Genomic DNA, 22,169 nt, shown 5'->3' with positions numbered 1-22,169 from the left:
GTCATGTCCTTTCGGGGCTACGGGCACGAGAAGGCCGGCAGTTGGAACGGATTGCGAATGCTGTTGGGCGTGAACTCCAGCGTGACGCGGTGGCCGTCGAGATTGAACGTCGCCTGACGGCCGAGGCCGCCGGTGCCCGAAGACTGCGCCATATCCACCAGGCGGTTCAGCGCCCACGGCCCGCTGGTCACCAGACTGGCGGTGGTGCCGTTGGCCAGCGCCAGCTGCAGATGCACCTGGTTGGTATTGCGGGTGCCCGGCCAGCTGACCACCAGCGGCACCTGCGGGCCGTGGCTGTATTTGAACAGCTGCCCGTCGATATCCAGCGTCAGGTTGAGGATGTCGTTATCCATCCGCACCGGCCGCACGGTCACGCGGTAAGAGGGCGTCGCCGTGCCGTTGGCGAAAAAGGCGTCGCGGATGCGCTGCGCCTGCTGGAACGACCGCAGGATGCCTTCGCCGCCGGGCAGCGTCTTGCCGTCCACGCCGGGCGTGAAACGCCAGTTGGCGCGGGTGGTATCGACCTTGCCCTGCAGGTTGTCGCGGAAGAAGCTGTCCATCAGCCCGCTGTTCGGCGCGAACATGCGCGCCAAATCGTCCGGCGTCACTTCCTGGCGCGCCCGGGCCACCAACGGATAACGCCCGGCGATCGCCTGGCGGCAGAAGCTGCCGACCTCGAAGCTGATGCGCTTTTTCACGTTCTCCATCTCTTTGCGCTGGGTGTCGCTGCTGGCGCCGATCGCCAGCGACAGCAGCATCTGTTTGAACGGCACCGGCAAGCGGCCGGATTCGGCCTGCAGGCGCGGGATGATGTCGCTCGGCGGCGCTGACATGCCGCTGTTGGCCGCGCCTTGCACCGCCGTCAGGTAGCTGTACAGCTCATCGACCTGTTTCAGCACGCTGTCAAAAGGGATCGCCTTATTGCCTTCGCCCTGGCTTTGCGCCAGCTCAAGCAGCGGCGCGAAGTGCGCCATCACCAGCTGTTCCGGCTGGGCCGACACGTCGCCGTCGGCGTTGGCCGGCCGGTTGGTGAACAGCGCCTCCAGCGTGCGGTTGGCGTTTTGATTCAGTTTGTCTTCGGTTTTGGCCAGCAGCGAGCGGGAATCGGCGTCGCTTTTCTCGTCGCGCAGGGTGACGTTTTTGCTGACGTTAACCAGCAGATTGCGCATCGGCGACGGATTGCCGGACAGCAGGCGCGCGCTGCTGATGCGCTGGGTCAGGTTGCCGATGTTGGCCAGTTGGATATCGCCCAGCAGCTCATCCCAGGCGCTGATAAAGTCCTGCATGTACAGTTGGCGGATGGTCTTGGTCAGATCGGCGCTTTTCTGCTCCGGCGTCTGGCTGTTCAACACCCAGACGTCTTCCTTGCGCAGGGTATCGGTCACCGGATCGATGTTGTCGTTGAACGCTTTCCAATACCCCTGCGAGGTGAACAGGCCCGGCACGCCGTCGGTCACCGGTTTGCCGCTTTTGCGGCTGAATGCCAGTTCGGTCTGCGGACCGGCCAAATCGACCAGGCTGACCGGCTTGATGTCGGTCTGTTTCAGCAGCAGACGCTTAAGGCGGCCATAGACGCGTTGCGACAGCGGCGCCCGATTGAGCGCGGCCTGCGCCTGCGCCACCAACGGCTCGTCTTTGGCGTAAGGCGAGGCCTGGATCTGCGTATCCAGCAGTTGGCTCAGGTGCCATTCGATCTGCTGCAGCTGTTTTTGGGTGCTGCCCTGCGGCAGGTTGCGCTGCAGGTTGAGCATCACCCAGGCGCGCAGGAATTTGCCGTCGTACTGCTTCGGCAGATACAGCATCTGGTAGGCCTTCAGCGCTTCATAGCTGAAGTCCGCGTCGCCGTGGTTATCGTTGCGCAGCGTGGCGGCGATCTGTTGTGCCACCTGCGGCAGCAGCAGTTCTTTCAGCGCTTTTTGGTACAGGGCATTGCCGGCGTTGCCGACCTGATCGCCGCGGAACAATCCCATGCGATAGGTGAACGGCGGATCGTCCAGCGAAAAGTTCTGGCTGTCCGGCAGATGCAGCAGGCTGTTGAGGAACGGCAGCAGCGAGAACATATCGCCGTTGCCCAACTGGGTCAGGCTTTGCCCCTGGCGCTCGACGCCGGGCACCTTGGCGGCCACTTCCGCCAGATAGGCCTTGTTGTTGCCGTAGCTGGTGAACCACAACATCGCCAGCACCGCCAGGATCACCGCCAGCGCGATGTACCCCGCCCAGTGCAGGGCGCGGTTGCGGTATTCCCACCAGCGGTTGCTGCCCGCCAGCCCGGACTCCTGGAAGACCACCGATTCCAGCGTCTCTTTCAGGAAGAAGCTCTGGCCTTTGGCTGCCGGGATCGGCGTTTCCTGGCCCACGCTGTCCCAGGCCGCGTTGGCCTGCGCCCCTGAATTGGCCGGCGGCAGCTGCAGGTAGCGGTTCAGTTCGCCCATCACCCGGTCAAACGGCAGACCTTCCTGAGTGCCGCTGGTGAAGTAGATGCCGCGTGGGGTAAAGCGGGTTTCAAAACTGGAGGTGGCGAACACCTGTTCCAGATATTGGCCGAGCAGCGGGCGCAGCGCGGCGAACTCCTGCGGGAACAGGTAGCTTTCGGCGCGTTGGCGCGCGTCGTGCTCCATCAGCAGCGTATCCGGCAGCGCCGCATCCAGCCGTTGTTGCAGCAGGGCGTATTGTTGTTCGAAGGCGGCGTTCAGGTTGAAGTCCGGCTGCCGCGAGCGCTCGTAAGGGAAGGTGAATCCCCAGATCTGGTCGCGCTGCGCTTTGTCGAAGCTGCCGAAATAGGCCATAAAGCCGTTGAGCAGGTCGGTTTTGGTCACCAGCACATAGACCGGGAAGTGAATGCCCAGCTGTTCGTGCAGTTCTATCAGGCGTTTGCGCAGCGCGCTGGCCTGCGCGGCGCGCGCTTCCGCGCTGTCGCTCAGCAGATCGGCGACGCTGATGGTGACCATCACGCCGTTGATCGGCTGGCGGGTGCGATATTTTTTCAGCAGCGCGACGAAGCTTTGCCATTCGCCGGCGTCTTCTTCGCGCTGGCTTTCCTGGGTGGTGTAGCGGCCGGCGGTGTCGAGCAGCACCGCGTCGTTGGTAAACCACCAGTCGCAGTTGCGGGTGCCGCCCACACCGCGCAGCGCGGACTTGCCGAAGCGATCCGCCAGCGGAAAATGCAGGCCGGAGTTGACCAGCGCGGTAGTTTTACCGGCGCCGGGCGCGCCGATGATCACATACCACGGCAGCTGATACAGATATTGGCGGCTGAAGCGGGTCATCCAGCGATGTTTGCCGTCGCCCTGGCCCGGGGCGAAGCGCGCCTTTTTCAACAGCTGCGCCGCTTCGTCGAAACGCTGGGCCAGCGGATCGTCTGGTTTGATCTCGGGCTTGCCGTCTTCCGCCGGCACCGCTTCGGCGGCGCGCAGGTTGCTCAGCAGGCGGCTGTTGAACCAGGCGCTGTAGAGGCGCGGGATCAGGCGGCACAGGAACCAAATCAGGTAGATAGTGCCGATGGCGATCTGGCGGTTGAGTTCCGGCTCCAGCGGGCGATAGTCACCGATGGCGACCAGCGGGCCGATCGTCCAGATGATGAACGCCAGCGCGGTGATGCCGACAAAGCCCCACAGCAGGCGGCTGGTGATGATGGAGAATAACGTACTGAGCATTACTTTCCGGTTCCTTGCGGCAAGCCGTTGATTTCCGCCTGGGTGTTTTCCGGGGCGACCAACAGCGTAATTTCTACCCGGCGGTTCAACGCGCGGTTCACTTTGTTATCGTTCGGCGCGACGGGGTTGCTCTCGCCGCGGCCCTCGGCCTTGACCCGCTGCGGGTTAGCGAGGTGTTTTTGCAAGCGGGCGCTGACCGCTTCGGCGCGCGCCAGCGACAGCTCCCAGTTGGAGGCGAAGCGGGCGCTGCGGATCGGCACGTTGTCGCTGTAGCCGGTGACCAGGATTTTGCCGCTGACGCCGTTCATGGCGGCGGCGATGCGGTCGATGACCGGAATATAGTTGGCGCGCACCGTGGTGGCGGCGGAGTCGAACAGCCCGTCGCCTTTGAGGATCACCACGCTTTGCTGCGCTTCGTCGCGCACCACCACCAATCCTTCGGCGATCTCTTTGCGCAGGAAACTTTTCAGGCTCAGCGTCGGCGGCGCGGCCGGCGCCGGATTACCGATCGCGACCTGCGGCAGGTTGGTTTGGTAAATCGCCGCCAGCACCGGGCTGGTGTTGTCGCCCAGCCGCCAGTTGAGGGCGATAAACAGCAGCGAAGCCAGGAAGCCGGTCAGCGCCACGCAGGCCCACAGCGGCACCAGCGGACGCCACAGTTTCTGTTGTACCGGCAGATCCAGCGCATGAGGCGACAGGGGCGGGGCGTAGCCGCCGCGCACCGACCGAATCAGCTGCAGCAGGCGCTGCTTCATGGTTTCCAACTGCGAGCGGCCGTTTTCCATCACCCGGTAGCGGCCTTCAAAGCCCAGCAGCAGGCAATAATTGATCAGCTCCAGCAGATTGATGTGCTCGCGCGGGCTCTGCGACAGCTTGGCCAGCAGCTGGAAGAACTTCTCGCCGCCCCAGGTTTCGTTATGGAAGGTCACCAGCAGCCCGCTACCGGACCACACGCTGTTGCTGCCCCACGGGGTCAGCGCCGCCGCTTCATCCAGCGCGGTGCACAGACAATAACGCGCGCCGATGATCACTTCGTACGGCAGGTTGGCGCGTTGGCCGCGGATCTCGAAGCGGCGCATTTCGTCGATCAGCTGTTGGCGCAGCTGCGCCGGGTTGGCGTGCGTGGCCGATTGGCGGATCTGCGAAATGGCGTTCAGCAGCGGGTTGGCGGCGTCCACCAGCGGGTTAGCCGCCGGCGCCATGCTATTTTCCTGAGTCATAGGTTACCGGTCCGTATGGCTGCGAATCGCCCAAAATTCCATGTCCAGCCCCGGGAATTCGCCGGCCAGGTGCAGGGCGAAGGCGCTGGATTTTTCCATCTGTTTCCACAGGTCGCCGCCTTTTTCCAGCTCGAAATAGGTGTAGCCGGCGTGATAAGGGATCTGGCGCGGCGCGACGGGCATGGTGCGCAGACCGATGCCCGGCAGCTGCAGCTGCACCAGATCGCGGATGCGCGTGACCGGGGCGATCTTCATCTGCGCCGGGAAGTGGGTCAGCAACACCTCGGCGGCCACGTCGGCGCGCACCGCCAGCACGAAGCCGAAGTCGCGCATCATTTTGGCGTCTTGCACGGTGGCGACGTTCAGACCGTGGGAGCGCTCGACCAGCGTCAGCTGAATGGCGTTGTCCTCCAGCACCACCGACAGGCCCTGACGCAGCAACAGCATCAGCTTGCCGAAGCACAGCGCCAGATTGTCGTGGTCATACACCGGCAGGCGGCCTTCCGGGGTGCGCTGCGCCGAGAAGCTGGCGAGTTCGGTGGCGAACTGCAGCCAATCGGCGAACAGGCGCTCCGGGTGCAGATGGTCGAGGTGGTAGGCGTGGCTCACCTGGCCAAGATGGCGGTTGATCAGCTGCAGCAGCATGAAATCGACCATTTCGGAACTGCCGCCGCGGCCCGGTTGCAGCAGGCGTTGACTCATCTGCTGGCTGCGCTGTTGCAGCAGCCCCTGCAGATCGTTGATGAAGGTCTTCAGTACCGGGTTGCCCTGACAGTTCAGCATCGGCGGGATTTGCGCCGTATCGAGACGCAGGCTGTTGTCGCCGCGCTTTTCCAGCACGCGGGTGACGCCGAGCGCAGTCCATTCGGCGTTCAGCTCGCTCTCCAGCATCAGCCGCAGGCGCAGGCGACCGAATTGCAAGGCCGCGCTGCCCACCGAAACGGCGTTGAGATCGTCGACTTCGGTCTCGTAAGCCAGATAGCGCGCCAGAGCTTCCGGGCTTTCCTGAAAGATCACGTCTTCACGCCCCGCGCGATAGGTCGGCAGAGCCAGCACCACGTTTTCACCGGTCTTGTTGTCGGCGATGGCCAGCGGCGCGGGCGCCTGCTGGGCGCCGGAGAAGCGAAACGGCGTGCCGTCGGGCATGATGCCGCTGGCGGCGTTGAGCGCGATCTTGCCCTGGCGCAGCAGCGTTTGGTCCAGATCCAGGGTGAGAAAGCCCCAGAAACAGCCGCTGTGGGCCTGGCCCCAGTTGCGCATATAGCCTTCGAGATAGTTTTCCGCCTGCTGGAAATGGTGAGGGCGCAAAAACATCCCCTCAGTCCAGACAACCTTATGAGCATCTTTCATCATCACACCTATAGTTACTTCGCTTCAGCGCAGCGGTAGGTCAGTCGACCTTTTTTACGGGGCGCAGGCCACTCACGCCCGCGACGATATGCGCTTCCAGCTCATCCGGCGAGAATTGCCATACCTTGTAGAAATTGGTTTCGGTGGGTTCCGGCAGCGGCAGTGAAATGCGCCAGGTCTTGCCGTCCAGATTTTGATATTCGGCGATCACGCCGATGTAACGTGCGTCCAATGTGCTTTGCCCACCGAGCTTTTTGCCGGTCTGGCCCGGCGTCAGGAAGAACTGATCGCTGTCCAGCAGGCTGTTGCCGAGCACGCTTTTGGCGTCGTTTTGCAGACTGAAAAAGTCGGCTTCCATGAATTCCGCATCCGAGCGCAGCAGCAGCACGCGAATTTTGATCGGCGCCGGTTGCGCGCCGGCGGCGGCGTTGACCTGGCGGTCAGCGTCGAAGACCAGGCTGTAACGCGCCGGCACGCTTTTCGCGGAAGACATGCAGCCGCCGAGCGCCAGCGCGCCCAGCAGCAGAAACAGCATCCCGCACCAGCGGGAAGCGATAGGGGTCGTCGTCATGGGAATCTCGTCGCCCGCAGGCGTGCTGACTACTGGAGGATCCAGGTGGCTGAGCCGGCGTTTTTGCACGCCTTGCTGTCGCCGCCGACTTTAACGCAGTCCTGCTTGGCGGCGCGCGCGCGGCGCGGCAGATCTTTGCGCAGCGTCGCTTTGTAGCGCGCTTCCGGCACGCCGGCGTTGGCCTGGATATACCCCACCAGATCGCCGCCGCGGATGGCGGAGATCGCCAGCCAGTTGTTTTCCACTTCGCCCAGCGCGTAGAACGCGGCGGCATTGTCCAGGCTACCGACGGCGGTGCCGGTATAATTCGGGCTGCTCATGATGCTGGCGGCGTACAGGCTGCGGTACTCCTCACCGATCGGTTTGAACTGTTTCGGCGCGCTCACCGCGGCGCGGTGCTTTAGCGTGACGCCGTTGACTTCACTGCTGACGATGGCGTCGTTATTGAGCGCCGGCGGCGGTGGCGGTGGGGTGGAGCAACCGGCAAGCGTCAGGGCGGTCAACAACGTCAGGGTAATCCGTGTTTTCACAATGTCCTCTTTTTCTTGATTGAATGGCTGTGTAATAAAGCGCCGTCATCAGGGCGCAAGCAGCAACACTTTTAATTGGCTCGGCACGATGCGCATGCCGAGCGCGTTGGTGGAGTTCTGCAGGCTGAGGCTGGTCAGCCGGGTGGCCGGGGTGCCTTTGAGCAGCACGGTAAAGGCGCCGGTCAGGTGGCGGGACGGCCCCATCACCGTGCCGGAAGCGACGCCGGTGGCCACGCCGGGGTTGTCGCCGTTGGTCAGGGGCGTCACCGTCGCCATGTTGTGCGCCGGGGTGCCGACGAACAGAATGTTGAACGCGTTCGGGATGGCGGTCGGCGCCAGGGCGATATCCGGGTAGGGAATGGGCACCGGCGCCGGGCTTGGCGTCAGACAGACGTCGGGAAACGCCAGGTCCACGCCGATCATTTGGCTGTTGGCAAACATAAAAGGCCTCCGCAAGGTTATCCGACGTGGATCTGTTCCGAATCCAGCTTGGTGATGTCTTTCGAGGTAATCAGCGTGTTGCGAGCATGAATGCGGGCGTAATCTTCCGCCTGATAATCCAGCTGCCCTGCGCGCACGTGCTCGGTCTGGCGCACTTTGCGAAACAGCGAGTGGCTGATCTGGCTGACCGAATGCCACAGTGACTCGCAGCGTTTGCCGACCAGGCGGCTGATGCTGACGAAAGCCGAGAGCTCTTCGCCGCTGTATTTCATCTTGTCGACGTGGCAGTCGCCGCTGTTCGCTTGCAGGGTCATGGCGTCGCCGCTCAGGTTCAGCGCCTGCGCGCCGTGCAGCGACAGCGAGCCGTGCAGCGTTTCAATGTGCAGATCGCCTTCGACGCTCAGCCGCGCCGCGTTTTGCGGTTCCGCGCGCTCGAGGACGGCGATCGCCCACAGCTGGTGGCCGCAACCGGCGACCAGCACGCTATCGCCGAGGGCCGGCGTCAGCAGGCAGCTGGCCGCACGGCGGCAATGCCAGCCGCGGCCTTCACATTCCACCACCAGGCTGCCGTCCGGCAACAGGTTGACGACCTGACCGGCGGCCTGCTGGGGCGGCGCGATGTTGACGGCGCGAGTAGTGTTGACAACGCTCATGGTGATCCCCTCGTGAAGTGGTCAATACGTTCAAATGCGGCTCTGGCGCTGTGCGCTCCAGATTTCGGCGGCGTACAGCTCTTCGTCGCGCTCGAGAATGCCGCTGCGGTCGCCCCAGCGCGTTTGCTGCTGGTGGGCGCGGTGCATGCGGGTGCGCATGAAGCGCGCACGCCGAAAATCGGCGGCGCCGATGTCGGCATAACAAAAATCGGCGTAGGTCAGGTCGCTGTCGCTGAAATCACAGCGCGCCGCGCGGCTGTGCTGGAACACGCCCTGATACAGACGCGCCTGGTTGAAGTTGGCGGCGTCCAGCGTCGCTTCGCTGAAAATCGCCTGATCGAACTGCCCGCTGCGGCACTGCGCCTGAGTCAGGTTGGCCTCCTGCCACAGCGACTGCTGCGCCTGCACGCCCGTCAGGTTGGCGCGCCGCAGCGAAGCGCCCTTGAAGTTGCTTTGGCGCAGCGTCGCCTGGCTGAAGTCGACGTCGTCCAATTGGTTATCGGTAAACTGGCAGGCGATCAGGCGCTGCCCGGCGTAACTTTTGCCGCGATGGTCGCATTCGAAAAACGTGACGCGGTCGAAATCTGCTCCTGAAAATTCTGTATTACAGAGGGTTAAGCGAAAAAACGTGACAAGCGAAAGTCGGGCATGCTCCAACGTGGCGCCGTCGAGCGGGCTTTCGTAAAACGTGGTGCGATCGTGCTGAGTGGCGGAAAAGTTCGCGCCGGCCAATTGGCATGACATCCAGTGGCTTTGGGTGAGCGGCAGACGGCTGAAATCACCCTGTTCAAGCCGGCATTCGTTGAACATCGTCAGCTCGATATGACTCTCACTGAAGCGGCTGGCGGACATGGCGCACTGATTGAAGGCCGTTTGCTTGAGGTTCGCCCGAGTAAACAGAGCGTGCTCGAGCCGGCAATCGCTGAATACGCTGTCGCGCAGATCGCAATCGGAGAAGTCCACGCCGTTCAGGTTCAGGGCGTTGAACATTGCGCCGGCCAAATCCATACCCGCGAATGACAGGCCGTGCAAATCCTCACCGGAAATCGGTTCGCCGCGTTTCACACGCTGGCGTATCTGCTCTGGCGTTGAGGTCATACTTCTTTCCCGTTGTGGCGAGGCAATGTTTTCACTCTGGCGGTATAGGCATCGTCGAGCCGGGTCGCCTTGTCCACTTTCGACTGCGACAAATCGGCCCGGAACAGATTGGCGCCCTGCAGGTCGGCGCCTGACAGCACGCACTTTTGCAGGATCGCCGCAATAAAGTTGGCGTCGCGCAGGTTGGCGCGCGTCAGATCGCTGCGAATGAACAGGCTGCCGCTGCCGTTGGCCTGATTGAAGTCGGCCTCGTTCAGCCGCGTTTCCGACAGATCGCAATTGTTGAGGCGCGCGCGGCTGAAACTCGCCCGCTGCAACGGCATCTGACGCAAATTGCACTGGTTCAGCGTCGCGTCGCTGAAATCCGCCTGGGGCAACAGCGTCTTTGCCGCAAAGGCGCAGGCCGTCAGGCGCGCGGCGCGGAAGCTGAGGTTTTGTGTTTCGGTATCAACCCAGGCGCAGCTTTCCAGCCGTGCCTGCTCGAATTTCACCGCCAGCAGCCGGCATTTGATGAAGCTGACTTTGTCGAGCCGGGCGTGACTGAATGTCAGTTGCTCCAGCTGCAGCTCCATCAGCGTAATGTTGGCCAACGTGGCGCGGCTGAAATCACACTGTCCGAGCAAGGTTTCGTACCCCAGCAAATCGCGTAAGGACGCCATCGTGAAGTTGCAGCGTTGAAACAACGTTTGTTGAATGTTGGTTTCATGCAGCTGCGCGCCGCCGAAATCCGTCGCTTCGCATTTCGCCAGGGCCAAAGAGGCGTGGCTCAGATCCGCCTGCTGCAAGACGGCACCGCAGAGATCGGCGCGCGCCAGCATTGCCTCGCGAAGGTCACAGCCCACCAACCGGGCTTGGCGCAGATTGGCGTTTTCCAGCAACGTGCCGCGCAAGGTGGCATGGCTGAGGTCCATGCCGGACAGATCGGCGCCGGTGAGGTCCAGGCCGCTGAGATCTTTATCGCGCTGCATGGCCGCGGTGACGCGTTGGCGAATGATCTGTGCCAGATCGCCGCTTAAACGCAGCGCCGGGCTTTGCGCCTGTGCCGACATTAAATACATTTGGTGCAGCGCGCGCTCGCTTTCCCCCAACTGCTTGTCGCTAAACGCGTCGGGGCGTTGACGCGCCTGTTGAAACAGCTGGTCGCGCTGCTGTTGGTAGCTTTCCGCGCCGGAAAGGTCGGCGGGGCCAGGGCCGTCAATATCAATGCCGTTTGCCTGCGCGTTATCGCGGATTTCACGGTAATGCGCTTCAGCGCGCTGTTCCATGCCCTCGACAAACTCGGCCAGCTGATCCAAAGCGGGCATCGGTTCAGCTGGCGGCGCGGCAAACATGTCGTCGATGTCTCGGCCTTCGCGCTGCAGACGTTGGCGGTGTTGTTCGCGTTGGTGATGCTCGTAGGCGGCGATGTTTTCCACCATCGGGCTTTGCTGCGTCGGCGTTTCCGTATCGAGCCAGGGGCCAATACAGCACTCCGGCAGCAAATCTTTTTCACGAAAAGCGTGCAGAGCGCCATGCTCTTTATCAAGCCGCCGATCGAGCACCTGCCGATAATGCGCGACGGTGCGGCTTTTACCCTCAATTTCCAGCGCCGGCATGAGCTGCATGACGTCTGCGGCATCGTCTTCATTGATGTGAAGGCTGCCCTGGTAGATCAACAGCATTTGTTCGCGATGGGGAAAGAACCACACGGTGGTGTGGCGCATCGCGACTTCCCCGAAATGCGCTTCGCCGCCGCGCAGCCGGTTAATGAAGCAGCGTGCGCGCCACGGCGGCAAACGGCCTTGCTGAACCGGCTCTGAAGGGTGCATGTTCCATATCCGGTAGGCAGCCTGAAGCGGCAAGCTGTCGCGTTGGGGAAACTGCTGATCGCTTTCTGCCATGTTGAACAGGCGCCAGTCGATATCGTTGGCGAAGCCGGGAAAACCGTGTTTCAACCAGTCGGCGTCGTAGTTTTTACCGATGCGTGAGAAGCGGCGCGGCCAGGTGATCTCCAACGCGTCAAAGCTTGCCGGCTGCGCGCTTTGCCGAGGAGACGCGAGGCGCTCCTGCAGCGGTTCAACATTGGGTAGGCGATGAATGCGGCCCTGCGGAAATGTTTCTGGAGTGGCGCCGATGCCGTGCGGATTATCGGCGAACTGAGCCCCGCCGTAAGCCCGGCGCCAGTCCAGACGCATTTCTGCAAAAGGGAGAGGAGAGGAGGGGCGATCGTTGATCCAATGACGATCGCCGAAAACCACCAGCGTTTTCTCCAGCGAATCAAGCTGGATCTTCACGGCGCAGGCGGTTTTGTCTTGTTGATGGTGGGTGTAAGCGTTGCCGGTGGCGAGAAACTCCGCACAGGCTTTCGGAATAGCCAAATCGAGCACGCCGCCGCTCAGCGTAAGTTCGTCGGCGGCCAACTGCCACAGCTCCGGTTCGGGGCGCAGGCGCGGGGAAGCCCCCATGTCGGCCAAGGCCAAAATGGAAACGCCCAGATGATTTTGCCCTTGCCAAGAGAAGGGGCGATGAAGCGCGCTGAGGCGCAGAGGTTTTACGACTTTCATTGTGTGTGTAAAGCTTCCTGTGGATATCAGCCGGCAGCCAGGCTGCTTGCTCAAAAACAATCCGTTTTTCGGTTTAATAGATATCAGGCTATGTCACAACAGATGAAGAAAACGATGCGGCGTCCAGAGCCGATCGCGAATGCGGGGAGCATTTCCTCGCGTCAAAGGGATTATCAAGAGGACGGTGCGTTGTCCTTCCCGCTTATTTTACGAGCCAGCAGTACGACGGCGACGGACAATGCCGCGGCGATCGCCTTGGCGGTAAATTGGCCTGCGCTCTCCAGATGATAGGGGGCAAAAAAGCCGACGCCGGGGGTACCCAGAATCAGCAGCGCGGCGAGCGGGGCAAAACAGCACAGTTCTATCGCCAGCGCCAGTCTGCCGGGGGCCGCCGCACCCAGATAACCCATCAAAAAACCGGGCAAAATCAGGAACCCGATCAGCTCCGCGGGCGCGTTCACCGCAGACATCACCTGCTGGTTGTACTTCAGTATCGCCAGCATCAGTGCGACAAAGATCAGCAACCGGACGGACAATGCCGCCGTTCTGCCCGCGGGTAAGACGGTCTTGCAAATGGTGGCGATCAATACGCCGCCAACCAGGATGCCTAAGAAGGTAAACAGGATTTGTCCCCAGAGGCTGTCCTGCGTCGAAAAGGCAATAAACGCGCCCATCGTGACACTTCCTTATGCAAGGTGATTTAGCGAACTGATGGACGACAAGTCGTTTTCACAACGTTGAAATCGGATCGCGTTGATTGAAAAGGTTCTTTTCGCTCAAAGTCGGGATAACTCTTCGATCACCGCTTTTTTGGGGTTCTTGGGATCGTACTTTATCGCGGTGAAATGACCCGGCTGATAACGCGGCAGATCAACGACGCTGATCGGGCCTTTCGCTACGGCCGTATGGTTTTTTCCGTCTTGGGCGATGTATTTGACTTCCACTTCGCAGACCGGCCGATTCCCGTCCCACAGGTTGGTCTGGCGGATGCTGACGATTTGCCCGGAGGCGGAAACTCCGTTCTCCATCACGCTGAGAGAGGAACCGATGTGTTTGAAATAGCCCCAGATATCGACCGTGATGAATTTGAAAAAACCCACCAGGCTGAGAATAGGGGCCAATAAAATCAAACCGATTACGGTGAAGATATTTTTGGCTTTGGACATGGGCATCCCTACTTATAAAAAGATCGCCAGCGCCTTGCTGCTCAATCGCAAAGAACCGTTGGTGATTAAGGCCCCAAGCTGCGTGAACGTCATGGGATCGTTGCTTAGCTTGAAATTGGTTTTGCTGATCGAAAGCGGGTTATGGGAAACATCGAACATCGTGTGCTTGACGCTCAGCCCCGTTAAGGCAAGGTTGGCGCCTATCGCGGTCCACTTATAGCCGTGGCAGTTATCTTTCCAGGTGGGCGCCGAAATAGACACGCCGTCCTCGCTGGTAATGCTGATGGTTTTTGCCGTGATGGTCAGCGAACCGCTAATGGTCGTTTGCTGATCGTTTTTGTAGGTTTCTTTGACATTCCCCGTGATGTCGGTGGTCTGGCCGCCGGCCTCCACCGTCAGCGTCTGACCGCCTGCGGTGACGGTAGTGGTTTGCCCGCCGGCGGTGATGGTGGTGTGCTGCCCGCCGGAGGTGATGTTGACCGTCTGCCCCTTGTTGATGGTGTTGGTCTGTTGCCCCTCGGTAATGTCGAGGGTCTGGTCGCCCTTCACCGTGACATGCTGGGTTTGCGTAATGTTTTGCGTCTGCGCGCCGTCAAGCTTGAAGGACTGATTGCCGGTGATGTCGATCTTATCGCCGCCGTCGATAATCGTCAGGGCGCGGCCGCCTTTGATGTTCACCGTCTGGTGAGCGTTCAGGTTGGCGGTTTCCAGCCCATCGACGGTGGTGGTGCGTTTCGCTTTGTACAGGAACGTGGCGTCGCCGGTGACGGTATCGTTCTGCTGGCGACCGATGGTGGTGGTGCGACTGCCGTCAATATTGACGTTCTTGTCGTTTTCCACCGTCATGTTCATGTTGCGTTCGGCGTGCATGTCGAAAGATTCGTTGCCGGGCGAGTCTTCCAGGAACATGAAGCTGGCATTGTCGACGCCGCCGCCTTTGCTGCGGCTCATAAAGCCCATTTTGGTGGCGTCGCCGGGAAGATCCCAAGGCGGCATGCTGTCTTCGTTGTAAACGCGGCCGGTGATGATGGGGCGATCCGGATCGCCGTTGATAAAGTCGACCACCACTTCCTCACCCACGCGCGGGATTTGGATCCCGCCGTATTTCCAGCCGGCCCAGGCGCTGGAGACGCGCACCCAGCAGGAGCTGGTTTCATTGCCGCTGCCGTGGCGATCCCAACGGAACTTGAGTTTCACCCGGCCATATTTATCGGTCCAGATGCTTTCGCCTTCCGGGCCAACCACTTCGGCGGTCTGCGGGCCATGGGTTTTCGGCCAGGGTGTGGTGCGCGCCGGGCGCCAGTTGATGTCCGCCGGCACCACCTGAAATTCGGTATGTTGTTCGCCAACGTCGTTATCGTTGCTGGCGTAGCTGTTTTCCTGCATGAAGTAACGCGCGCTGACCACCAGATAGGCGCGGTTGTCTTCCATGCGCGGCGCCTGGATCAGCTGAAAACGGTAGCCGGGCGCAATGCCCTGCGAACTGCCTTCGCCGCTCATCTGCTCATGCTGCGCTTCGAACTCCTGTTGGCGCACCTTGACGTAAAACTGGCCGTGGGCGTGATCGGTATAACGCCCGGGCCAGTCGAACACCTCGGCTTTATCCTGTGCGAACGAGGCGGGATTCTGCCGGGCCTCGAGCAACCGCGCGCGCGGTTTGCGAAAATCGTAGTCATCCAGGCTATACAGGCTGGGCGTGATGGCGTCCGAGACGCTCCAGCTGTTGATGCTGTCCTTGTTTTCCACCAGACCGCCTTCCGCGAGCTGATAGGGGATGCTGGCATAGCCGGCGAGTTCCTGATGCGCCGCCGGCGCGTCGGCCAGCACCAGCGTATGGCCGTCCTGCTGGTGCGTGAAATAGTAATAGATGCCTTCATGTTCCATCAGACGACTGATGAAATCGAAATCGCTCTCCTGATACTGCACGCAGTACCCCCAGATGCGGTAGTCGTAACTCAGACGGTTATCGATCTTCACCTGATACTGCCCCAGCACCTGGGTCAGGATGTCGGGAACGGTCTTTTCCTGATAGATGCGAAAATCGCGGTTTTGCGTCAGGTACCACAGCGTGGGGCGCAGCACGGCGCGGTAGATATAGTAGCGGTTGCCGCCGGCTTCTCGTCCGGAGAGGGTCATACGCGTGATATTGCCGTTGAGATAACGCGGGGCCATCGGGTTGCCCCGCAGCTCCAGCGTGATTTTTTGTCCCAGCAGCGATTTCAGATCGAGGCGATTGTCAGGGCTGAGCAGCTCGACGTCGAACTCGAACAGCCCGGCCAGTCTTTCCTCACCGGAAAGGCTTCTGAACAACAGCTGATAGGCGGGCAAAGGTGTGTGCGCAATGATAAGGCGATCCATACTATATCCCCGGTTTAGGCATAGCTACCGCACGAGATTTGACGCGCGATCCCGATGGCGTATCTGTCACGAATTGAGACAGGGGCTGACGAAAGATTTAACAAAGTTTACACAAAGGCACGATTTGTGCAGTCTACAATAGAGCTCTGCATTTGCAAAATAGCCTTGTGGATCAATGCTCAATTCGTTAACTCGCTCACGATCTGGTTTTTTATTATCTAAAACATATGGATACGAGCAGATCTTTTTTTATCCAAAATTATTGGGAAAATGGTAATACCAAATAATAAATCTGTAACACTTAAGTCAACGTGTTTATAAAACAACTCTTTTTTTCCGTGAAAAAAGTCACTGAGTATTTTTTATCCTTACCATTCGTTAGTTAAAGATGATCAAATATATAAATTTACCGAATGTTAATTCGGATGATTCCTATTTGGCCTGCGTGAAAAGCCCGCGGTGCGGGCCTCCGACGGTGAGTCTGAATGGTTGATAAAGCAGCAATTGATGCGGTTAGCGCGGAAGGGGATCGAGGGAAAGTCGGCTTATCAGGTCACAGAGCCAGATTAAGGCCGGGTCGCGTTGCGCCTGTCGGCCGGCGATCAGCTCAATGGGGAAAGGCGCGATGGCCAACTCCTCAGGCAGCGGGAGAATGCGTACGCGTTGCGGATCGGAAAAACGCCGGGCCACGCTGGCGGCCAGGGTGGCGATCAGATCGCTGTCGGCGACCACCGCCGGCAGGGCGACAATGTGTGAAAAGGTCACGGCGACGCGCCGCTGGCCGCCGATTTCCGCCAGGCGGCGGTCGACCAAGCCTCTGGCGGAGCCGTCGTCAGCCGGCGCGTACAGCCCGTGCGGCAGGCTGAGGTAGCGGGCCAGATCCCAGCGGCCATCCGCCAATTGCGGGTGTGAACGGCTGGCGATACAGACCAGATGCTCTTCAAACAACGTGCGCACATAGTGACTTTCCGCCCCGGAAAGATGCCCTCCCAGCGCGACATCCACCTCCCCGCTATCCAATTGACGGTAAATATTGCGGCGATCCAGACGCGAAACGCGAATATCGATGCCGGGTGCCGCCTGACGCAAACGGCTGATGATGGCGGGCAGCAGCAAGATATCCGCATAGTCGCCGGCGGCCAGCGTAAAACGCCGCTGCCCGGCGGTGGCCGGATCGAAACGGGCAGGGGGCGCCAACGCCAGATGGATTTGCTCAAGCACCCGCTGTATCTGCGGCATAAGCTGGTGGGCGCGCGGCGTGGGCGCCATGCCGCCGCCGCTGCGGACAAACAGCGGATCGTTGAGCAGAATGCGCAGTCGCGCCAATGCATTGCTGACGGAAGGTTGCGCGCGGTTAAGACGCCGGCCCGCGGCGGTGACGTTACGAGTCTGATACAGCGCTTCAAACACCACCAGTAAATTGAGATCGACGTTGGCTAAATTCATTTTATGAATACTCTATATACAGATAATCCATTTCCAGAATCTTACAGCGTTCCCTAGGCTGGTAGCACACGTATTTAGCCTTCAATCAGGGGAAATGATGAACAAAGTGTTAATCACCGGCATTGAGCCGTTCGAGGGTGACGCGGTGAACCCTTCCTGGCAGGTCGCGCAGGCATTGGCCGGAGAGCGTATCGCCGGCGCGGAGATCGCGGTGCTCGAGTTGCCGTGCGTATTGGGCGTGGCCAACCAGCAGCTGATCGCGGCGATTGAGGCATTGCAGCCGCTGGCGGTGATCTGTCTGGGGCTGGCCGGCGGCCGAGCCGAAATATCCCTGGAACGGGTAGCCATCAATTTGATCGATGCCCGCATTCCCGACAATGCCGGTAAACAGCCGATTGACGTGCCGGTGGTTGCCGGCGGGCCGGTGGGCTATTTCAGTACGCTGCCCGTCAAGGCCGCGGTGCAGCAACTGCGCCGGCAGGGGATCCCGGCGGGCGTTTCTTACACGGCGGGCACCTATAACTGCAACCATATTTTTTATGGTCTGCGTCACTATCTGGAGACGCGGCATTCGCGGGCCAGGGGCGGATTCGTGCACATTCCGTACAGCCATGAACTGGCGGCGGCGCATCCGGGCAAGCCGAGTATGGCGCTGGCGACGATGGTGGAAGCGGTGCGCACTCTCGTGCAGGTGACGCTCACGGTAGAGGAGGATGTGCAATTCGGCGACGGTGCCGTGCATTGACAAGCAGGGCGTGGCGCGCCACGCCCTGATGCGCGTTATTCGTCAGCGACGCGGATCACCAATTTGCCGAAGTTTTTGCCCTGCAGCAGGCCGATAAAGGCCTGCGGCGCCTGCTCCAGTCCATCGACGATGTCCTCGCGGAACTTGATCTTTCCTTGCTCGACCCAACTGCTCATCTGTTGCAGGAATTCATCAAAGCGTGAACCGTAATCGTCGAAGATGATAAAGCCCTGCATGCGGATACGTTTACGTAAGATCAGCCCTTCCAGCAACGGTAAGCGGTCCGGCCCGGCGGGTAACCCGGTGGCATTGTAATGGGCGATGATGCCGCAGACCGGAATGCGCGCTTTGGCGTTCAACAGCGGCAACACGGCGTCGAATACGGCGCCGCCGACGTTCTCATAATAGATGTCGATGCCCTGCGGACAGGCGGCGGCCAGCTGTTCGGCAAAGTCGGGGGCACGGTGATCGATACAGGCGTCGAAACCCAACTCTTCCACCACATAGCGGCATTTGTCCGCACCGCCGGCAACGCCGACGACGCGGCAGCCTTTCAGTTTGCCGATTTGGCCGACCACTGAACCGACCGCGCCGCTGGCGGCGGCGACCACCAGCGTTTCACCCGCCTGCGGTTGGCCGATATCGAGCAACCCCATGTAAGCGGTAAAACCGGGCATGCCCAGCACGCCGAGCAGGCGGGAAGGGTGCGGCAAGTGTGGGCCGAGATTGCGCAGGCCGCTGCCGTCGGACAGCGCGTAATCCTGCCAACCGTCATAGCCCAATACCCAATCGCCGACGTTGAAATCGGGATGCTGTGAGGCCGCCACGCGAGATACCGTTCCGCCCACCATGACCTGACCGATTTCCACCGGCGGCGCGTAGGAGGGTGCATCGCTCATGCGTCCGCGCATATAAGGATCCAACGACAGATATACGGTGCGCAGCAGCAGCTGGCCGGCCTCGGGTTGTGGCACGGCGACCGTGTCGAGGCGGAAATTCGCCGCCGTCGGTTCGCCGTGCGGACGCGAGGCCAGCAGAAAGCGGCGGTTCTGTTGAGAAGGGGACATCGAAAGCTCCTTTGTGTTGCGACAAACAAGGTTCGTTAAGCCTAGTCCAGGGGCACCAAGGCAACGTTACCGAATGTGCTTAGCCTCAGAGCGGAACGATCAGCACGTCGATATGGCTGATGTTGATGAAGCGGGCGGCGGAACAGGAGACTTTGTTCATCATGCTGTCGCGATGATTGCCGCAGAGCAGCAGGTCGAACGGCTGATGCCGGCTGGCGTATTCCAGGCTGTCGCCAAGCTCGCCATGCACGATAAGGGTATCGGCGATCGGGTAGCCGGCGCGTTGGCGCAGTTCCTCCATAAACAGCCGGGTTTCCTCTTCCATCAGCGTGCGCAAATCGGCCAGCATCGGCCCGGCGAAATTATTGTACATTTCCGGATTGGCGAGGGTGCTTAACAGGGTGATGTTGCCGCCGTAGGGGCGGACGATAGAGACGGCCTTTTCCACCAGGCGATGGCTGTCAGGCGCGACGGCGACGGTAACCAGAACGTTTTGATACCCCATATTCCACTCCTTGTTGCATCCGTCGTGTTTCAGGCTGCCGCGTCGGGGCCTTGGATGAAATGCTGCGCTCGGATAAAGGGTAGAACCTGGCGGGGGGAATAAATGTGTTTCGCATCACGCGCGGCAATAAAAGCTGAGTTTGCTCCGGTTATATAGCAATAAAAGATAAAACCGTTGCCGCACGTAATTTCACTGAATTAAAGCACCTGCGCCCACAGCGTTTTCGGCACCTTGCCCAGATCGAACAATTTACCGGCAACCAGCTCGGCGCGACGGTGGTCGGCAGCACGGTACATATTGCTCATTTCTGTATCGTTTTCAATGGAATAGTTCAGTTTGTCGTACACCTTCTCCAGGCTGTCCAAAGAGGAGCATTTACGGAATGTCAGCAGATATTCGAGCGTATCGGTCATGATTAAAATATAGCCTGTTAATAGTTAAAGCCGGGTGAATAACACATAGCGGCTCACGGCGACGCCGTCGAGGCAGCGATGTACGACCTGACAAAAATCATTTCAAGTGAATAAATTGCACTGGGTAATAATGTGACGCCGCCCGTGGCGGCGCTGGGATAAATCATAATATGCAAGTGCGCCATCAGCAATCTCATCCTGCTGATAAATGAAGAAATAGGGAAAGTCTCAGGGCGATGCGTCACGAACGAGAAGCTTAAGCGTCGACGTTTCGCTGCATGCAAGCGCGCGAAGCCGCGCTCGCTCTCCTTTGGCGGCGTTTTTTTCGCCTGTCCGGAGGGCGCTCGCAGCACGAGGCGATGTATGTTGCCGCTGTCGGCATTGAAACTACGCCTGTTTGGCCTGCGCGATTATGGCAAGTAAAACAAAACTGCGTTTTATTTTATTGCAATGAAACGATGGGGCGCGGGAATTTTAATAACGTCTGGAACGGCGTGGTAATTAATGCGCCGGCAAAAAAGAAATAAAAAAACGCTAAAGCTTTAGGATGTGCTGCCGATATGTCGTTTTGGGGTAATTTAACGTTAAAAAACCATTCTTGCGCCGCGCTAATACGGAAACATATCGTTACGTCTATTGGCTTGTTCACTACGCCAGCGAATCATTGATAAGCCATAATCACCTGATGTTGAAAATTAGAACAACCCTCTGCGGAGGGTTTAAGTCAAATCCGATAGCTAATAACCTTATAGTTTACATTGGTTATTTTTCACCTGGGATATTTTTTAGCGGCTCAAATGGTTATTTATACTAAGATTGTTGCCTATATGCAGATTTTTGTTCTGTTATTTTGGTTTGGTGATGGTTTTGTTCGAATTGATCTAAAAAAGATAATTTTTTGGCTGATAAACATTGTTTTTAAGACGTTTTTTTACCTAAGGCGATTTTATGAGCAAAATGCGGGTCATAAAATGTGCGAATTTAGGGGTATTTGGCTTAATTATTTTTTATTTTTGTGATCTATGTCACATTGTATTTAAAATTGCCTCTCACTTACATTGTGTGTGCTAATGGTTCGGGGGTAGAGTTGCGCTGCTTTAGGAATAATCTTATTAAATTTGTAAAAATAGTTTCATGGTGACTAAACACTATCGAAGCAGAATGCTGTACATCCATACACGTTGGTTTACGCTCGTAGCAAATACTGAACAGTGGTCGAATTTAGCGATTGGCGAAAATTATAGCAGTCGTTTTTGAGAGATTAATTTGCCAACTTTGGGAAACAACCCAGGTCACGGGCGATAAAATTTATCACCCAGCGTATGTTTTTAAACATAGTCTGTCGGGATGGGGAATATGGGTACGTCTGAATTACTTAAGCATATTTATGACATCAATTTGTCATATTTACTTTTAGCACAGCGTTTGATCAACGATGAAAAAGCGTCCGCGATGTTCCGCCTTGGTATTGATGAGACCATGGCCGATGCGTTGGCGCAGCTGACTTTGCCGCAAATGGTCAAACTGGCCGAGACCAACCAGCTGGTTTGCCACTTCCGCTTTAACGATCACCAGACCATCGAACGCCTGACCAAAGAGTCGCGCGTCGACGATCTGCAACAAATCCATACCGGCATTTTGCTATCAAGCCATTTACTGCAAGAGCTATCGAGTAAAGACGCTAGCCCGACGAAGAAAAGAGCCTGATGATGGTTGAGAAAAGCATTGTTCAAGAAGCCAAGGACATTCAGCTCGCCATGGAGCTGATTTCGCTGGGGGCCCGTTTGCAGATGCTGGAGAGTGAAACCCAGCTCAGCCGCGGGCGCTTGATTAAACTTTACAAGGAGTTGCGCGGCAGCCCGCCGCCAAAAGGAATGTTGCCGTTCTCAACCGACTGGTTTATGACTTGGGAACAGAATATTCATTCCTCGATGTTTTATAACGCCTACCTGTTTCTGATGAAAAGCGGACAGTGCAGCGGGGTGGAAGCGGTGATCAAAGCCTATCGCCTCTACCTGGAGCAGTGCCCGCAGCAGGCCGGCGAGGCGCCGTTGCTGGCGTTGACCCGCGCCTGGACGCTGGTGCGCTTCGTCGACAGCGGCATGTTGCAGCTCTCCGCTTGCAGCTGCTGCGGCGGCGCATTTATCACCCACGCGCACCAGCCGCTGAACGGTTTCATCTGCAGTTTATGCCAACCCCCATCCCGCGCCGTAAAAAGACGTAAACTTTCGCCGCAACTGGCCGATATTATTCCTCAACTGCTGGACGAGCAGGTCAAACGCGCCATTTGAGCCGCCACGTTGCCGGCTCTCGGCAATGAATACCGACGTGTGATACGCAGGGGCGGCATGCCGCCCCCAGACATGCAGCCTGGTCTGTCGCGCCAGGGCGCGTTTGCCCCACCTTCCAT

At 59.1% G+C, this 22,169-nt stretch carries 20 protein-coding genes; 4 read left to right on the top strand and 16 right to left on the bottom strand.

Features of this window, described 5'->3' with window-relative positions:
• Window positions 1–17: 17 nt before the first annotated feature.
• The 13 genes from tssM to CPH57_RS11320 all read right to left on the bottom strand — a co-directional run bounded on the left by tssM (window position 18) and on the right by CPH57_RS11320 (window position 17,029).
• A complete protein-coding gene (gene tssM / locus CPH57_RS11380) occupies window positions 18–3,653 on the bottom strand; it encodes a type VI secretion system membrane subunit TssM (RefSeq protein WP_096242351.1) in 3,636 nt (1,211 codons plus the stop codon).
• The gene (locus tag CPH57_RS11375) at window positions 3,653–4,855 is read right to left on the bottom strand and encodes a DotU family type VI secretion system protein (protein ID WP_049272050.1); all 1,203 of its coding nucleotides are present in this window, start codon (window positions 4,853–4,855) and stop codon (window positions 3,653–3,655) included. Before CPH57_RS11375 ends, tssM begins: the two co-directional genes overlap by 1 nt.
• 21 nt (window positions 4,856–4,876) lie before the next feature.
• Complete coding sequence (gene tssK, locus CPH57_RS11370) at window positions 4,877–6,223, bottom strand: type VI secretion system baseplate subunit TssK (RefSeq protein WP_033644304.1); 1,347 nt, start codon at window positions 6,221–6,223, stop codon at window positions 4,877–4,879.
• Between the two features lie 40 nt (window positions 6,224–6,263).
• Entirely contained in the window at window positions 6,264–6,794 is a 531-nt protein-coding gene (tssJ, locus tag CPH57_RS11365) for a type VI secretion system lipoprotein TssJ (RefSeq protein ID WP_033643551.1), read from the bottom strand.
• Between the two features lie 29 nt (window positions 6,795–6,823).
• Entirely contained in the window at window positions 6,824–7,324 is a 501-nt protein-coding gene (gene tagV / locus CPH57_RS11360) for a type VI secretion system accessory protein TagV (protein WP_033643550.1), read from the bottom strand.
• A gap of 48 nt (window positions 7,325–7,372) precedes the next feature.
• Window positions 7,373–7,765 (bottom strand): DUF4150 domain-containing protein, encoded by a 393-nt coding sequence (locus tag CPH57_RS11355; protein ID WP_033643549.1) that lies wholly within the window; start codon window positions 7,763–7,765, stop codon window positions 7,373–7,375.
• A 17-nt stretch (window positions 7,766–7,782) separates the two neighbouring features.
• Window positions 7,783–8,418, bottom strand: coding sequence for a DUF3540 domain-containing protein (locus tag CPH57_RS11350; protein ID WP_033650852.1), 636 nt, complete (start codon window positions 8,416–8,418; stop codon window positions 7,783–7,785).
• 30 nt (window positions 8,419–8,448) lie between these two features.
• Window positions 8,449–9,516 carry a pentapeptide repeat-containing protein gene (locus CPH57_RS11345; RefSeq protein ID WP_089194893.1) on the bottom strand — a complete coding sequence of 356 codons (1,068 nt, stop codon included), beginning with the start codon at window positions 9,514–9,516 and terminating at the stop codon, window positions 8,449–8,451.
• Entirely contained in the window at window positions 9,513–12,059 is a 2,547-nt protein-coding gene (locus tag CPH57_RS11340) for a DUF2169 domain-containing protein (protein ID WP_089194892.1), read from the bottom strand. Before CPH57_RS11340 ends, CPH57_RS11345 begins: the two co-directional genes overlap by 4 nt.
• Window positions 12,060–12,232: 173 nt before the next feature.
• Window positions 12,233–12,733: a hypothetical protein gene (locus tag CPH57_RS11335; protein WP_096242350.1), complete on the bottom strand. Its 501-nt coding sequence runs from the start codon at window positions 12,731–12,733 to the stop codon at window positions 12,233–12,235.
• Between the two features lie 102 nt (window positions 12,734–12,835).
• Window positions 12,836–13,225 carry a DUF3592 domain-containing protein gene (locus CPH57_RS11330; RefSeq protein WP_033643543.1) on the bottom strand — a complete coding sequence of 130 codons (390 nt, stop codon included), beginning with the start codon at window positions 13,223–13,225 and terminating at the stop codon, window positions 12,836–12,838.
• 12 nt (window positions 13,226–13,237) lie between these two features.
• Window positions 13,238–15,583, bottom strand: coding sequence for a type VI secretion system Vgr family protein (locus CPH57_RS11325; RefSeq protein WP_096242349.1), 2,346 nt, complete (start codon window positions 15,581–15,583; stop codon window positions 13,238–13,240).
• 513 nt (window positions 15,584–16,096) lie between these two features.
• A complete protein-coding gene (locus CPH57_RS11320; RefSeq protein ID WP_033643541.1) occupies window positions 16,097–17,029 on the bottom strand; it encodes a LysR family transcriptional regulator in 933 nt (310 codons plus the stop codon).
• Between the two features lie 97 nt (window positions 17,030–17,126).
• Here CPH57_RS11320 and pcp point away from each other — a divergent pair, with 97 nt between their 5' ends.
• The gene (gene pcp / locus CPH57_RS11315) at window positions 17,127–17,774 is read left to right on the top strand and encodes a pyroglutamyl-peptidase I (protein WP_033644303.1); all 648 of its coding nucleotides are present in this window, start codon (window positions 17,127–17,129) and stop codon (window positions 17,772–17,774) included.
• A 35-nt stretch (window positions 17,775–17,809) separates the two neighbouring features.
• Here pcp and CPH57_RS11310 read toward each other — a convergent pair whose 3' ends face one another.
• The 3 genes from CPH57_RS11310 to ydgT form a co-directional block, all read right to left on the bottom strand.
• Window positions 17,810–18,841, bottom strand: coding sequence for an NADP-dependent oxidoreductase (locus CPH57_RS11310; RefSeq protein WP_033650857.1), 1,032 nt, complete (start codon window positions 18,839–18,841; stop codon window positions 17,810–17,812).
• A gap of 85 nt (window positions 18,842–18,926) precedes the next feature.
• Entirely contained in the window at window positions 18,927–19,346 is a 420-nt protein-coding gene (uspC, locus tag CPH57_RS11305) for a universal stress protein UspC (protein WP_096242348.1), read from the bottom strand.
• A gap of 197 nt (window positions 19,347–19,543) precedes the next feature.
• The gene (ydgT, locus tag CPH57_RS11300; RefSeq protein WP_004934895.1) at window positions 19,544–19,759 is read right to left on the bottom strand and encodes a transcription modulator YdgT; all 216 of its coding nucleotides are present in this window, start codon (window positions 19,757–19,759) and stop codon (window positions 19,544–19,546) included.
• A 278-nt stretch (window positions 19,760–20,037) separates the two neighbouring features.
• Between ydgT and CPH57_RS24350 the strand changes: the two genes are divergently transcribed.
• From CPH57_RS24350 to flhC, 3 genes are all read left to right on the top strand, one after another.
• Window positions 20,038–20,286 carry a hypothetical protein gene (locus CPH57_RS24350; protein WP_127897182.1) on the top strand — a complete coding sequence of 83 codons (249 nt, stop codon included), beginning with the start codon at window positions 20,038–20,040 and terminating at the stop codon, window positions 20,284–20,286.
• 829 nt (window positions 20,287–21,115) lie between these two features.
• On the top strand, window positions 21,116–21,466 hold the full coding sequence (flhD, locus tag CPH57_RS11290) for a flagellar transcriptional regulator FlhD (protein WP_033643537.1): 351 nt from the start codon (window positions 21,116–21,118) through the stop codon (window positions 21,464–21,466).
• Window positions 21,466–22,050 carry a flagellar transcriptional regulator FlhC gene (gene flhC, locus CPH57_RS11285; protein ID WP_016927281.1) on the top strand — a complete coding sequence of 195 codons (585 nt, stop codon included), beginning with the start codon at window positions 21,466–21,468 and terminating at the stop codon, window positions 22,048–22,050. Before flhD ends, flhC begins: the two co-directional genes overlap by 1 nt.
• Window positions 22,051–22,169 lie beyond the last annotated feature (119 nt).

Origin of the sequence: Serratia sp. JKS000199 (assembly GCF_900215455.1) — a bacterium.
Classification (GTDB): domain Bacteria; phylum Pseudomonadota; class Gammaproteobacteria; order Enterobacterales; family Enterobacteriaceae; genus Serratia; species Serratia ureilytica.
The sequence above is the reverse complement of the archived record's forward strand: the minus strand, read 5'-3'. Positions and strand labels throughout refer to the sequence as shown.

Excerpts from the sequence above, each read along its gene's own strand:
- tssM (WP_096242351.1), bottom strand. The coding sequence starts at position 3,653 with ATGCTCAGTACGTTATTCTCCATCATCACCAGCCGCCTGCTGTGGGGC.
- CPH57_RS11375 (WP_049272050.1), bottom strand. The coding sequence starts at position 4,855 with ATGGCGCCGGCGGCTAACCCGCTGGTGGACGCCGCCAACCCGCTGCTG.
- tssK (WP_033644304.1), bottom strand. The coding sequence starts at position 6,223 with ATGAAAGATGCTCATAAGGTTGTCTGGACTGAGGGGATGTTTTTGCGC.
- tssJ (WP_033643551.1), bottom strand. The coding sequence starts at position 6,794 with ATGACGACGACCCCTATCGCTTCCCGCTGGTGCGGGATGCTGTTTCTG.
- CPH57_RS11355 (WP_033643549.1), bottom strand. The coding sequence starts at position 7,765 with ATGTTTGCCAACAGCCAAATGATCGGCGTGGACCTGGCGTTTCCCGAC.
- CPH57_RS11350 (WP_033650852.1), bottom strand. The coding sequence starts at position 8,418 with ATGAGCGTTGTCAACACTACTCGCGCCGTCAACATCGCGCCGCCCCAG.
- CPH57_RS11345 (WP_089194893.1), bottom strand. The coding sequence starts at position 9,516 with ATGACCTCAACGCCAGAGCAGATACGCCAGCGTGTGAAACGCGGCGAA.
- CPH57_RS11340 (WP_089194892.1), bottom strand. The coding sequence starts at position 12,059 with ATGAAAGTCGTAAAACCTCTGCGCCTCAGCGCGCTTCATCGCCCCTTC.
- CPH57_RS11335 (WP_096242350.1), bottom strand. The coding sequence starts at position 12,733 with ATGGGCGCGTTTATTGCCTTTTCGACGCAGGACAGCCTCTGGGGACAA.
- CPH57_RS11330 (WP_033643543.1), bottom strand. The coding sequence starts at position 13,225 with ATGTCCAAAGCCAAAAATATCTTCACCGTAATCGGTTTGATTTTATTG.
- CPH57_RS11325 (WP_096242349.1), bottom strand. The coding sequence starts at position 15,583 with ATGGATCGCCTTATCATTGCGCACACACCTTTGCCCGCCTATCAGCTG.
- CPH57_RS11320 (WP_033643541.1), bottom strand. The coding sequence starts at position 17,029 with ATGAATTTAGCCAACGTCGATCTCAATTTACTGGTGGTGTTTGAAGCG.
- pcp (WP_033644303.1), top strand. The coding sequence starts at position 17,127 with ATGAACAAAGTGTTAATCACCGGCATTGAGCCGTTCGAGGGTGACGCG.
- CPH57_RS11310 (WP_033650857.1), bottom strand. The coding sequence starts at position 18,841 with ATGTCCCCTTCTCAACAGAACCGCCGCTTTCTGCTGGCCTCGCGTCCG.
- uspC (WP_096242348.1), bottom strand. The coding sequence starts at position 19,346 with ATGGGGTATCAAAACGTTCTGGTTACCGTCGCCGTCGCGCCTGACAGC.
- ydgT (WP_004934895.1), bottom strand. The coding sequence starts at position 19,759 with ATGACCGATACGCTCGAATATCTGCTGACATTCCGTAAATGCTCCTCT.
- CPH57_RS24350 (WP_127897182.1), top strand. The coding sequence starts at position 20,038 with ATGCAAGCGCGCGAAGCCGCGCTCGCTCTCCTTTGGCGGCGTTTTTTT.
- flhD (WP_033643537.1), top strand. The coding sequence starts at position 21,116 with ATGGGTACGTCTGAATTACTTAAGCATATTTATGACATCAATTTGTCA.
- flhC (WP_016927281.1), top strand. The coding sequence starts at position 21,466 with ATGATGGTTGAGAAAAGCATTGTTCAAGAAGCCAAGGACATTCAGCTC.